General features: G+C 33.1%; 10 protein-coding genes. 2 read left to right on the top strand and 8 right to left on the bottom strand.

Annotation, left to right across the window (positions count from 1 at the left end):
• Positions 1 to 13 precede the first annotated feature (13 nt).
• The 8 genes from ACNFIH_RS19350 to ACNFIH_RS19315 all read right to left on the bottom strand — a co-directional run bounded on the left by ACNFIH_RS19350 (position 14) and on the right by ACNFIH_RS19315 (position 10,647).
• Complete coding sequence (locus ACNFIH_RS19350) at positions 14 to 559, bottom strand: exonuclease domain-containing protein (protein ID WP_426484385.1); 546 nt, start codon at positions 557 to 559, stop codon at positions 14 to 16.
• Between the two features lie 144 nt (positions 560 to 703).
• Positions 704 to 1,189 carry a hypothetical protein gene (locus tag ACNFIH_RS19345; RefSeq protein ID WP_426484384.1) on the bottom strand — a complete coding sequence of 162 codons (486 nt, stop codon included), beginning with the start codon at positions 1,187 to 1,189 and terminating at the stop codon, positions 704 to 706.
• Between the two features lie 1,205 nt (positions 1,190 to 2,394).
• A complete protein-coding gene (locus ACNFIH_RS19340; protein WP_426484383.1) occupies positions 2,395 to 3,453 on the bottom strand; it encodes a nucleotidyltransferase domain-containing protein in 1,059 nt (352 codons plus the stop codon).
• Positions 3,454 to 3,462: 9 nt separating this feature from the next.
• Positions 3,463 to 5,061 (bottom strand): GmrSD restriction endonuclease domain-containing protein, encoded by a 1,599-nt coding sequence (locus ACNFIH_RS19335; protein WP_426484382.1) that lies wholly within the window; start codon positions 5,059 to 5,061, stop codon positions 3,463 to 3,465.
• 16 nt (positions 5,062 to 5,077) lie between these two features.
• Entirely contained in the window at positions 5,078 to 5,833 is a 756-nt protein-coding gene (locus tag ACNFIH_RS19330) for a nucleotidyltransferase domain-containing protein (RefSeq protein ID WP_426484381.1), read from the bottom strand.
• Between the two features lie 146 nt (positions 5,834 to 5,979).
• Positions 5,980 to 6,777 (bottom strand): TatD family hydrolase, encoded by a 798-nt coding sequence (locus tag ACNFIH_RS19325; protein WP_426484380.1) that lies wholly within the window; start codon positions 6,775 to 6,777, stop codon positions 5,980 to 5,982.
• A gap of 343 nt (positions 6,778 to 7,120) precedes the next feature.
• Entirely contained in the window at positions 7,121 to 8,542 is a 1,422-nt protein-coding gene (locus tag ACNFIH_RS19320) for an RtcB family protein (protein ID WP_426484379.1), read from the bottom strand.
• Positions 8,543 to 9,129: 587 nt separating this feature from the next.
• Positions 9,130 to 10,647 (bottom strand): TROVE domain-containing protein, encoded by a 1,518-nt coding sequence (locus tag ACNFIH_RS19315; protein WP_426484378.1) that lies wholly within the window; start codon positions 10,645 to 10,647, stop codon positions 9,130 to 9,132.
• A gap of 122 nt (positions 10,648 to 10,769) precedes the next feature.
• Between ACNFIH_RS19315 and ACNFIH_RS19310 the strand changes: the two genes are divergently transcribed.
• Together ACNFIH_RS19310 and ACNFIH_RS19305 are read left to right on the top strand one after the other, a co-directional pair.
• The gene (locus ACNFIH_RS19310) at positions 10,770 to 11,384 is read left to right on the top strand and encodes an HD domain-containing protein (protein ID WP_426484377.1); all 615 of its coding nucleotides are present in this window, start codon (positions 10,770 to 10,772) and stop codon (positions 11,382 to 11,384) included.
• Between the two features lie 247 nt (positions 11,385 to 11,631).
• On the top strand, positions 11,632 to 12,669 hold the full coding sequence (locus ACNFIH_RS19305) for a helix-turn-helix transcriptional regulator (protein WP_426484376.1): 1,038 nt from the start codon (positions 11,632 to 11,634) through the stop codon (positions 12,667 to 12,669).
• Positions 12,670 to 12,708: the final 39 nt, after the last annotated feature.

The following is a 12,708-nucleotide window of genomic DNA, read 5'->3' as shown; positions in this document are numbered from 1 at the left end:
GAGACAGCCTTTTTTAATTTTGCAGACACCAATGCAAAATCTTAGCGATGTTTTTAGCATCGTCAATTCCGCGGTGATGCGTTCCTTCCAACGGAATATTAAGCAATGCCAAAGCACCATTCATTCCGGTTGGTTTTACCAAGCCAAATTTTTCAGCAAAATGCTCTTTAACATTAATATGCTCGTCTCCCATTGGATATGAAATACCGAACGATTTACACTGCTTTTTAAGCATATTCAAATCGTATTGACCGTAACTTGCCCAAGTGTATAAATCAGGATTATATTCATCAATTAACACCTCAACGGCTTCCTCAAAAGAAACTCCGTTTTTGTCCAGCAAATCTTGCGTTATAGTCGTCAATTCTGTACAAAACGGACTAACACTTGAACGTTGAGGTTTTATCAAAATCCCTTTATTCTTGGAAATTTCGCCCGTCGCAGTATCTAAGACCGCTAATCCGATTTCAATAATTTCATTTTCCTGTCCGCTCGGGACTGCGCCTTGCCAACATGTGGCTTCTAAATCGATAATAATAATTTTATCTGTTGTTTTCATTTTTTTTAATTTTTAATAATTGTGTTTAATTTTTTCTCTCGCAGATTCAGCAGATTTTTTTAATAATCCTTCTAATCTGTGAAATCTGTGGCTAAAAAACTTTGTTTCCTAATCCCGATAGCTATCGGGATAGTGGCAAAAGCCCTAGAAAAAGAAACTTTTAAAATCTCGGAAGAAACTTCTTTTCTTAGACTTTTTTTCAACGCTCTTCTTTTCGAAAACAGCTTTCACTTTCTCCATTCTTTCGATTGGTTTTGCTTTCTCAATTTTAGAATTTTCGTAAAACTTTTTGAAAGGACGCAATTCAAAATCAACCAAAATTGCAGCCATATTGATAGCATCAATGTTTGACGGATCTGTTTCACCTTTAAAGAACGTTTCAATCGGTCTGAACTTATCTTTCTTCTCCTTAAACTTATTCTTTTTCGTATGATCGAAATCTAAGCCCAAAAGATTACTGAAAACATTCAAATCCTCTTTTGTTGGATTATTTTCGAAAATCAACCAGCACAAATCACGAAGTTTTCCACGAGAAGGTTTGTACAAATAATCAAAGTATTTCCCTTCTTTTTCGATTTCGTATTTTTTTCTAATTGCGTTTTTATATTGTTGTAATGTATTGTTTTGCATGGTTTTTTGATTTTGTAATTCTTGGGAATCTCAGGAAATCTCAGGCTTTTCTAAGAAATCCAATCCCGATAGCTATCGGGACATACATCAAAAGCACCATTGCTTTACCAGAGAAATATCTCTAAATGATATATATAATTTTCCTAAAATTCACCTTTTCCTTCCATAGGTTAATAAGCTCTAAATCCATTTTTCCACTCGAGGCAAATGGAGGCTCATTAAATTCCACTTTATCTGTTTGACCACTATAGTCTGACCTAAGTCCTATTTTTTGATTCATCCTTAAATTTTTATTGTTAAATTTTCTTTTTTAAGCTTCTGAGTTACTAAGAGGCTAAGCTTCTAAGCTTTTTTAAACCTTTGTCACTTTGTTGCTTTGTCACTTTGTTCCTTTGCCCTAAGGCATAAAAAAAGCACCCAATTAAAGGTGCTTCATAACAAATACGATATAACTATCCTATTGCCTATATTGATGCACCAACATGTAAAAGCTTTCACGATCTGAAATCGAGGCTGCTAATCCTGGGTTGTGTATGTATAATTTAAAACTCATTTTATTTATTTTTTATAATTGTTGTTGTTGTTTTATGAAACGCTATGTTTCAATTTTGTTTGGCAAAGATATGATAGAAAAAATCATATTTCCAAATATTTTTTAAGATTAATTTTCTGACTATCAATTAGTTATACTCAAAATTTAGACAAATAAATTCCTGTCCGCAAACTGGTGCAGATCTCTATTTTGTATCAAATGACTGTTACTCATCAGATTACTTTCCAAGACTATATCTTCCTATTTTTATTAATCATTAAACATTTTGGTCAATTATTTTTTTAGTTTTTTTTTAGTTATGGTTTGTTTTTCTATCATTTTAAGCCTCTTTCTTATCACATTGAACAAATTTGAATTGTTCCAAAACAAAAAAAGCGTCCTACAATGTGGACGCTTTTCTATTTTATGATGAGTTTGAATCTAAATCTTACATTTCAATTTCACAAAAATACATACGCATCCTGAGCTTACAGCTGGAGAATCTCCGGCTAAAGTTTCAAAATTTTGGTTTGCTGAAAGTATCATTGTGTTTTTTTCTGTTTTTAATTACAGATACAAATGTAGTATATTTTGTGATAATTTAACAAATATTGGCTAAAATAAAATTTTTATAACAATATATAACAAGGCTGTCTTTATAAGATTTGCATTTTTATTGGTATAATTGCTCTCTAATTTTGATTAAAGTTTGAATTGCCCTTTGTTCATCTGGTTTTTCAGGAAGATTTGAAGTTAGATAATGATTTTCAATTGAAGCAATTAAATTATCTGCCATTTCAAGTAAATCATCATATTCTTTGTTTCCTGCTTTTATATCTAATAATTCTTCGCGATTGGAAACTCGAATATTTAATTTTCCTGTCGAAAGAATTTGTTCAGCGGTTTGCAAAAGCCGAATCGTGTGCATCATGTTTTTGCTGTCGTAATTTTTTCCGTGCTGTTGGTTTGTATTGTAACGATCTTCGTTTCGTTTTTCAATCCAGCTCCAGTATTCTGAATATTCTTTGCAATATTTCGAATATCCATCTAGATTACAGGACAAATAACCAATCAGCTTTTCATTTTTTGGAATGGACGAAAGAGAGACTTCATTAGAACTTTCTTTCTGAATAATACCTTTATAACCTAAAATTTGGTTTTTATCATAAAACATCGCAAACATTCCTTTTGAGTTAGAAAGATTTACCAAACCAATTTGTTCCTGATTCCAGTTATTTTCTTTCAAAAATTCTAACAATGAAACCGATTCATAACCTTTTAAAACATAACAAAAATCCAAAAGACTTTTCTTTTCCTTTGACATTGGATTTACAATTTTCTTATTTAAACCTCTCGCCTTTTTTATTTGTGTTACAGCATAACCTGCAAAAGAATCTTTACAAAGTTTCGATAGAAAGTCTTTTATTTTTAAATACTCCATTACCGGATGTTTACGTAAAACACAATCTTCTGGCGAAGCCAAAATCTCTAAAATATTAGGATTATTTTTAAGCAATAATTCTACAAAACGACCAATTTCATAATACACCTCATCATTTGTCTCATTACTAATCTGCGGGATATAATCTAACCCAAAGAATTTTTCTTTTGGCAGATAATAAACACCTTTTATATCCGTATCTGATGTTGGTGTATTTAATCCAAAAGATTTACTTCCCGAAATGACTTCGAAAAGGATTAGGTTTTGGGATTTTAGCTTTTGGATGGTCATTTATAAAATTTAAATTCTTGTCTTAATTTCTGTCAACACCAGTTCTGCTCTTCTTTGTAAAAAGGATTGAAAATCATCATCTTTGTAAACAGTTTTATCTAATGGAAGAAGGTTAGATTCTAATATACTATTTATCTCTTGTTGGTTTATTAAATTGAAAAAATAACTCGATGGTTTGTTGTTAGTTATTTTTTTATTTGAATCTGAAGATAAAAAACAAAAATTCATCAAAGAAAATATTTCAAACTTTTGAAATTTTTTATCTCTCAAAAAAGCATTTGGAAATGCATGGTGAAATTCTTTTCTATTATATTTCGAAAGTGCTGTATTCAAATCTACTTTAATATTTTTAATTAAATCTTTTGGATGAGATTGTGCCATTAGGAGTAAGAATGATCTTGAGAGTGAATTTGCTTTTGAGAAATTAGTACCAATTAATTCTAATTCAGTTACATTCATCTTGAAAGTTTCAATACCGTCAAATTCTTTTTTTCTTATTAAATTAATAATTTCAATATCATAATTCATTTTTTCAGTAGTTGTTCCTGATGAATATCTATTAGAAAATGACGTCCTCCAAAACCATCTCTTAATTGCTGCAAACTCTTCTACACTTGGAATGTTTTTATAACTAAAAAATTTTGTTAAGCCAACTAATTGTTGTTGATATGGTAAAAAATCAATATTTCTACAAAGTAATTCAGTACTAACAAAATCTATAGCTTTTTTTAAAGCTTCACAAAAATTTGCCCAATTATCTCTAATTTCCTCAGCTTTCAGATTTAATACAGACTTAGTTGTTGTATCATTTTGTAAAAAGCCTGAAATTGCTTGTAAAAGTATATTTTGGCTCAATGCCCCAAAACCTTTCTCATCTAAATCTTCAAATAATTCCGTTGTTTTTTCATGTAAATGAAAATCATCAGTCCATGTCCAAGCTGTCATAAGATCTAAAGTTCCTAACTTTGTTCCAGTATTATTTATTCTTTCAAAAATCAAACCTACTTCCTCTTTCGTTCGATATTTTATCGTTACTACTGGTAATTCATAATTCAAAAATTTTGAACATAAATTTTGTGCTTCTTCGTGGTAGATAGAATTTAATAACTTTAATTTATCGAATAAACTAGATACATCTAAAAAATTTCTTAAATGAATTATAGAATCAACTTCATCTCTAATCTCATTTTTATTCAAGAATTTTTTTAATTCAAAATCATAATAAATTTCAAAAATATCTAGGTTAGGGTTATATTTTAAATAATTTTTATCTTGCTCAACATCTTTACTAAATACAGCATAAATTGAAGATATTCTTTGTTGCCCATCTAAAACATAATTTACAGGGTATTCCTCTGAAGTTTCAGGAATCATAAATCCCGCTATATTTCTCGTATGATTTAGTTTATCTTTAGAGCTCCACAGTAAAACACTTCCTATTGGAAAATTAGAAATAATACTATCTAGAAGTTCGATAACTTGATTCTGTTTCCAAACAAATGACCTTTGAAATGCAGGAATCCTAATATCACCTGATTTAATTCTACTTATTAACTTATCAATTTTTTCTGGATTTGATCCTAATTCTGGTGGTCTACTCTGTATCATTTTTATTTTTTTTATGTTAATCTATTTTAATTATTTCTTCCTTAAAAAACAAATCCAACTCCTCACTCAACTTCTTCCCACTTCCCAACTTACTCGCATTCTCCTGATTAAACCTTACAGTTTCCAATAAAAAATCAGTTATTAAAACCTCTTTTGGATGCAAATACTTTTCGTTTTGGTTTGCTTTTATATTTTGTAATTCTATTATTTTATCTTGAATATTTTGTGGTGCAATTGGCAATAAATCAGCAAAAGCAACTGGCGGAAAAGAATTCTTTTCTATAATCCATTTTCCTGCTAAAGCAGTGCGCAACGCGTAGAAATAACTTTTTAGTTTTACTTCTTCCATTTCGCAGACTCCCATAAAGTTTTTTGTTGTTCCTAAATAGTGGTGTAAAACCGCTATTGGCGAGAAACATTCTACGGCTAAGTCCTGCATTTGTTTTACAAAATCATCATTTTGAAAATATACGATTGGCGAAAACAACCATTCGATCAAAGGTGCATTAGATTTTGCTAATAACTTTACGGATTTCCGTAAGTCCCAGCCAGAACCATCAAGATCATCTTCGGTCATGAATTCTATTACATCTGGTTTTTCCCAAAGTGATAAATAATACTCTTGTTTGTGTTTGTATATAAAACGGATATCATAATCGCTGTCTGGAGATGCAAATCCCCAGGCGCGACTTCCTGATTCTACAGCAAAAAGTATTTCTACATCTTTTTCTAGTTCTATTTCTTTTAATTTTTCTAATATTTTTTCTTTCATGATATTTTCAAATGTAATTAAACAAAAAAGCTTAAAACCAAGTAATAACACGTGATTTTAAAGCTGGTATTTTTTTAATCTCGCAAAGTCGCGAAGCAGCAAAGTTTTCTTTTTGCTTGATGCTTTTAAGTTTTTATTCTTTATTCTTAAATTCCAAAAAAACTTTTAGAATTCCTAGTCGTTTCCTCCGCTACTTTAGCTAAAGTAATTCCTTTAAACTGTGCAATTGTTCCGGCAACATACGGCAGAAAAGCAGGTTCGCTACGGCGTTCGTGGTATTTCTTCAAGAGGCTGTTCGGGACATTTTTAGGAAGCATAAACGGCGCATCAGTTTCAATCATCATTCGGTCGAGCGGTACGTACTGAATGACTTCTTTTAAATGACTGAAACGCTTGGCATCTGAAATCGCTCCCGTAAAACCCAAGTAAAATCCGTTATCGAGATAGGTTTTGGCTTCGGGCAACGTTCCCGTAAAACAATGCACAACGGCTTTTGGCAATTGCGGTAAATAGTCTTTGGTAATATTCATAAAAGAATTAAAAGCGCTTCTTTCGTGCAAAAACAAAGGTTTCTGTACTTCAATAGCCAATTCTAATTGGGCTTTATAACATTCTTCCTGTTTATTTCGGGGCGAAAAATCACGATCAAAATCGAGTCCGCATTCGCCAACGGAAACGACGTGTTTTAGTTCTAACAATTTCCTGAGTTTCGAAATACTCTGCGTATCGAAACTCTTCGCATCATGCGGATGTATTCCTGCCGTAGCGTACAAAACGCCCGGATACTGCCTCGCAATCTTCGCAGATTCTTCGCTATTTCGTACGCTGGTGCCCGTGAGTATCATTTGCGCTACATCGGCGTCGAGCGCGTCTTGTACGACATCGTCTATGTCGTTTTGGAATTGTTTGTTGGTTAGGTTGATACCTATGTCTATATAATTCATTTTTTTAAAGTTGCTAAGGTTCTGAGAGGCTAAGGCGCTAAGGTTTTTTCTCTCTGTTGCCTTAAATTATTTATTTTTTTGCCACTAAGGCACTAGGACACAAAGTTTTTTGTTTTTTAATCTCGCAAAGTCGCAGAGTCGCTAAGTTTTTTTTAGCCACAGATTATTAAGATTAAAAGGATTATTTTAAAATCTGTTGAATCTGCAAAATCTGCGTGAAAAAATTCTTTGCGAACCTTGCGTAAATCTTAGCGAACATTGCGGTTAAAATTATCACAAAGCGTTAGACGCACTGCCGTGCGCCTCTACACTGAAAACTGCGACCACGACTGAACACTAAAAATCAATCCTCACGGCTTCCATCATCAGCCATTCTAACCAGTTTCGGTGTAAATTTGGCAACAACATCAACCAATTCTTTCTGCGCTTCCATAACCTGATTGATATCTTTATACGCCATTGGAGCTTCGTCTAGACCTGCTCCGATAAGCGTAACGCCATGATCTTTTAGGATGGATTTCATTTCCGTTTGTGTGATGTTTTTTATAGCTTGGGTTCTACTCATTTGTCTTCCTGCTCCATGCGAAGCGGAATTAATGGCGTTCTCCTCGCCTTTTCCTCTCACCAAAAATCCCGGTGCGGTCATACTTCCCGGAATGATTCCCATAACGCCTTTTCCGGCTGGGGTTGCTCCTTTTCTATGTACGATCACTTCTTCGCCGTTCCAGATTTCTTTCCAGGCGAAATTATGATGGTTTTCGACTTTGGCTAAAATCGTCGCACCTAAAGCGCGTTCCATTTTGTTATGGATAATCTCGTGACAAGCCGAAGCGTAATCTCCCGCCAAATTCATCGCCAGCCAATATTCCTGACCTAATTGTGAATTCATATCCAAATACGCTAAGTTTTTTGCTACTTCTGGAAGTTTACATTCGTCTTTGGCAATTTTAGTATAATGTCCGGCAATTGTGGCTCCCATTCCGCGTGAACCAGAATGCGTTAACAAAGCGACGTATTTTCCTTTTGGGATATTCAAAACCGCATCGTCTTGCGCAAATTCCATGATTCCGAACTCCACAAAGTGATTTCCACCACCTGAAGATCCTAATTGCGACCAGGCTTTATCTTTCAGATTCTTCACAAACGGATTCATATTGAAAGTTTCATTCTCCAAAACCGCATGATCTGATTTATACTGACCGTGAAATCCGTGACCTGCTCCAAAAATAGAATTGGCAATTAATTCTTTTTTGAATTTAGCTTCGTTTTCAAAGTAAAAATCTTCGGGAATATCATAAACCGATAACGCCATTCTACACCCAATATCAACTCCAACACCATACGGAATAATGGCATTTTTTGTAGCCAGAACTCCACCAATCGGTAATCCGTAACCTTGGTGCGCGTCTGGCATTAAAGCTCCGGCAACTGTAACAGGCAATTTCATGGCAACCTCCATTTGTTTTCTGGCTCCGTCTTCAATATGATCTAATCCGTAAGCCGAATACGCATTCGGAGTTTCATTTAAAGCGATGAAATCTTCTGGTTTTTCATTCGATTTTTCGATTAAAGCCATAGCTAGTTTGCTGAAGATTTTATCGTCTATATAATTCTCCGGAGTTTCTAAGACGTTTTTGAAATTGGTAATCATTTCGTCTCTTGTGAATCCGTTTCTTTTACTGTTTATTTTTAATGCGATTCCGATTATTTTTCCTTCTGGAAATCCTAATTCTAATATATCTGTTCCGTTTATTTGTGTTTTCATTTTTTCTTTTTTTAAGATTATAGAAAAAAGAGAATAGAAAATAGACTTATCCAAAGCCTCAAAATCTATATTCTATTCTCTTTTTTCTATTCTCTTTATTCTATACTCTAATTTCTTTTTTAATTAATAATTTTAAAAGAGGCAACATTTAGGAATGGTTTAATTTTCTTTGGAACGAAGGAACCATTTCCTGACGACACTCTTTTTTTAAGAGCAATAATTTATAAGTGATAATTTAGGACTCGAACCTAATGAAATCAACCAACGAAGTAACACTTATACACGGCATCTTATTTTTTGAAAAAGTAATAATTTATAAGAGTTAGTATTCAACCTAAACGAAGTAGCTCTTATACACGACATTTTTCAGTTTTAAAAAGAAGTAAAAAGCAATAAGAGAAACGGGGCTTGTCTTGCCAGAGTCGAACTGGATAACCTTGCTGATTTTACAACTTCGCTATTCCTCCCCTAAATGGTGACGAAGTAACTCTTATTTACGACATTCTTTTTTTATTTTCAATGAACTTATTTCTTTTACAAATATTCAAATCATACTGCGCAATTATTTTGCGCAGTAGATTCTTTTTTTACAATTCTATTCGGTTAATATAATTCAAAGCGCTGTTTTTATCCTCTAAAGCATTCAAAACATCAAACACTTTATCTGACCAACCGGCTATTAAATATACATCGTTTTTTTCGATGTTTATTGGCGACTGACCGTAACCAGCCAAATCAAACAAATACAATTTTGCATTTGGCGCGATAGTTTTGTATCGATTCCAGGAGTTTGCAAATGAGTCTTTTGTGTAAGCATTGTTCCACATTTGAACGTCTGTAAACAACATTACTTTGTCTACAATTTCTTTTCGGCCGATTAAATCTTCCAAAACCAAATGACCATTTGTAGCGTAACCCACTTCACCTTCACGTTTGTAATATTCGTTAACATTGGCCAATATGCTTCGTTTTGGCATATTGATTATTTTCCAACGATCACCAAACATACCGCTTACCACATTTTTACAACGACTTTGCATTAACATACCCAACATCAAACCGATATCATAAAGTAATACTTTACTTTTTGGCGAAATTGGTTGTTGCATTGAACCTGAAACGTCACAAGCGATTACAACTGATGTGTTTACATCAAAACCTTTTATGTTTTGTGAACTGATCGTAACGGCATCTTCCAAAGCATCTAAAACCATTGAAGTGAATTTGAAATTCAAATCTTTCACTTCACGATACGCTGCTAAGAATCGGAATGGCAATTGTTTTGAGTTTACGACTGCTTTTTCGTTAGAAAGATAATCGCATACTTTCAACATATGAAAACCAGAAACATTCGCTTCTAAGATATTTCGTAAGTTACGTAACAAAGCCATATAACCTATTTTACCGCTATCAATCAATTCTTCCCATTTTTGAGTGAATGCTTTTTGCTTTTCATTCTCATTATAGAATTTCACCTGACCTAATTGCGACAACTCAGTTTCCCAAGTATATGGCGTTTGCAAAGTGTTACTCGCAACTTTATTAAAGATCGCTTGCTGTGCTTCGTCTTTTGCTTTCGGGTGAACCAAAAACAAAGCATCTTTTAATTTAACCACACCATCGCGATTGTATTTTGCCAATTGATATTCATCAAATTTATTGAATGAAACCGCCAGACCTTTTTGGATTTGTTTTGACAAACGGTTTAATTTTTTAACGCCATTTCGTTCGTTTGCCATTTGGTAATACGCTAATAATTCTGTTATCTCGTCTGCACGCTGAATTACGTGAGTTATCATTTTACTGATTAATGAATCGCCAGAATAAATTTTAGCCAATTCGACAACCAAAACCAATGGCACAGAACGCATATGCATTTCGTTACGTGCATAAACTGCCAACTTTGCAACAAACACTGGATTACATTTTTTAATCAAGTTTTTGATTCGCTCTAAACGAGTTGTATCTTTTTCATAAAATGAAGCACTCAAACTTGTTGTTACAATTGCTGTGTATAATTCGTATTCTGATGTTAAAGAAAAAGCTGATGCATTTTCGTGATTAACTATATTGTTTTTCTCTTTTGCTAAAAAATTGAATTTCATAATTTCTGGTTTTTAAAATTAGACAATGGTTATTGTTTTATTTCTTGAGCAAAGATTTTAAAACTACTACGCAATTATTTTGCGCAGTAAAAAAAGAATTTTAAATTTGAGTAAAAAACAAGATGAATTTAAAAGAAATTTATTCTGATTTACTCTCTAATATTGGCTTTTCAGCAGATGAAATTCAGCAAAACTGGTTGGATTTAGAAAAGGCATATTCCAAAAAATCAAGGCATTATCATAATCTGACGCATTTAAAAGAAATGATTGCCAGTTTTGAAACGTATCGTGATAAACTTCAAAATCCAAACGAAATATTATTTTCTATTTTTTATCATGATTTTGTTTATTCGGCTTCTAAAAAAGATAACGAACTCAAAAGTGCCGAATATGCTTTGGCAGTTTTACCTGAAAATAGCAATCTAAACAAACAATTAGTTTTTGATGCAATTTGCGCCACACAACAGCATCAGCAAAATGAAACTGAAGATATTAATTGGTTAATCGATTTTGATTTGAAAATCCTTGCTAAAGACTGGGAAGATTATAAAATCTATTTCGAACAGATTAGAAAAGAATATCGCATTTATCCTGATTTTCTATATAAACCTGGGCGTGCAAAAGCGTTGAAACATTTTCTGGAGAATGAGTTTATTTTTCAAACTGAGGAATTTCGGAATTTGTATGAGGAGAAAGCGAGAGCGAATATTGAAAAAGAAATTTCATTTTTAATATAAAGTATATCTGTAGAGACGCACAGCAGTGCGTCTACGCAACGAATATCCACAATACGTTAGACGCACTGCAGTGCGTCTCTACGGAAAATTGGAACGAAAATAAAATCATTGAAAACAAGATTTCATTATTAACGTAAATGCGTGAGGGATTGAAGTGGAGCTCTTTTTTAAGGCGATTTTTCTTCGCCTTAAAAAAAGCGGGAACGTAAAGCCCGACCCGGAGGGGCACGCCCAAAAAAACATTCTTATGTCACAAAATAAAAATGCTTTAATTCGGTACAAGACAATCGATAAATGTCTACAGAATAAATACCGGCAATGGACTCTCGAAGATTTAATTGAATGTTGTTCTGAAGCTTTATTTGAATATGAAGGACGACAAAATCCAATCAGTAAGCGAACTATTCAAATGGATATTCAGTTGATGCGAAGTGAAAAACTGGGTTATAACGCTCCAATCGTGGTTTACGATAAAAAGTATTATAAATATGATGACGAAGATTTTTCGATAACCGATATTCCGCTCACAGAAACCGATATGAATGTTTTGACCGAAACCGTTTCGATGTTGAAACAATTTAAGGATTTCTCCTTATTTAATGATGTATCAGATATTCTACAGCGCTTGGAAGATAAAATCTATGCCGAGAAGTCGCATACCAAACCCGTAATTTATCTGGATAAAAATGAGAAACTAAAAGGACTGCATTATCTGGACGAAATTTATCAGGCGATTATCAAAAAAATGGTTCTGATTATTACGTATAAATCTTTTAAATCTACTGAAGAAACAAAATTCCATTTTCATCCTTTTATATTAAAGGAATTCAATAACCGTTGGTTTGTAATCGGAAAGAAAAAAGCCTCACAGCCTATAACCAATTTGGCGTTGGACAGAATTATGGCAATTGATTACGATTTTAGTCTTCCTTATATAGAAGAAGATTTTGATGCAGATTCTTATTATAAGAACATAATTGGAGTAACGGTAAACTCAGGTTTGCAGCCCAGACGTATAGAACTTTGGGTTGATGCTGCAAATGCACCTTATGTCATTACAAAACCTCTGCACTCGTCTCAGCGACTTATTAAAGAAAACGAAGACGGAAGTATTATAATCAATTTGTTTTTAATCTCTAATTATGAAACGGAAAGGCTTTTATTGGGCTTTGGTGCCGGGCTTGAAGTTTTGAAACCTGAATATCTTAGAAACCGCATGCAGAAAATCATTAAAAGTGCTTTAAGCAAATATGAACCTGAGAATAATACTGCATTAAATCCATAATTTTTTACAAAAAGAAGAATTAAAACTATTTTTAAAACG

Origin of the sequence: Flavobacterium sp. 2 (genome assembly GCF_049949195.1) — a bacterium.
Taxonomy (GTDB): Bacteria; Bacteroidota; Bacteroidia; order Flavobacteriales; family Flavobacteriaceae; genus Flavobacterium.
Note: the sequence above shows the minus strand (reverse complement) of the source record. Positions and strands in the feature narration are given on the sequence as shown.

Coding starts and splice junctions, on each gene's coding strand:
- ACNFIH_RS19350 (WP_426484385.1), bottom strand. CDS start 559: ATGAAAACAACAGATAAAATTATTATTATCGATTTAGAAGCCACATGT.
- ACNFIH_RS19345 (WP_426484384.1), bottom strand. CDS start 1,189: ATGCAAAACAATACATTACAACAATATAAAAACGCAATTAGAAAAAAA.
- ACNFIH_RS19340 (WP_426484383.1), bottom strand. CDS start 3,453: ATGACCATCCAAAAGCTAAAATCCCAAAACCTAATCCTTTTCGAAGTC.
- ACNFIH_RS19335 (WP_426484382.1), bottom strand. CDS start 5,061: ATGATACAGAGTAGACCACCAGAATTAGGATCAAATCCAGAAAAAATT.
- ACNFIH_RS19330 (WP_426484381.1), bottom strand. CDS start 5,833: ATGAAAGAAAAAATATTAGAAAAATTAAAAGAAATAGAACTAGAAAAA.
- ACNFIH_RS19325 (WP_426484380.1), bottom strand. CDS start 6,777: ATGAATTATATAGACATAGGTATCAACCTAACCAACAAACAATTCCAA.
- ACNFIH_RS19320 (WP_426484379.1), bottom strand. CDS start 8,542: ATGAAAACACAAATAAACGGAACAGATATATTAGAATTAGGATTTCCA.
- ACNFIH_RS19315 (WP_426484378.1), bottom strand. CDS start 10,647: ATGAAATTCAATTTTTTAGCAAAAGAGAAAAACAATATAGTTAATCAC.
- ACNFIH_RS19310 (WP_426484377.1), top strand. CDS start 10,770: ATGAATTTAAAAGAAATTTATTCTGATTTACTCTCTAATATTGGCTTT.
- ACNFIH_RS19305 (WP_426484376.1), top strand. CDS start 11,632: ATGTCACAAAATAAAAATGCTTTAATTCGGTACAAGACAATCGATAAA.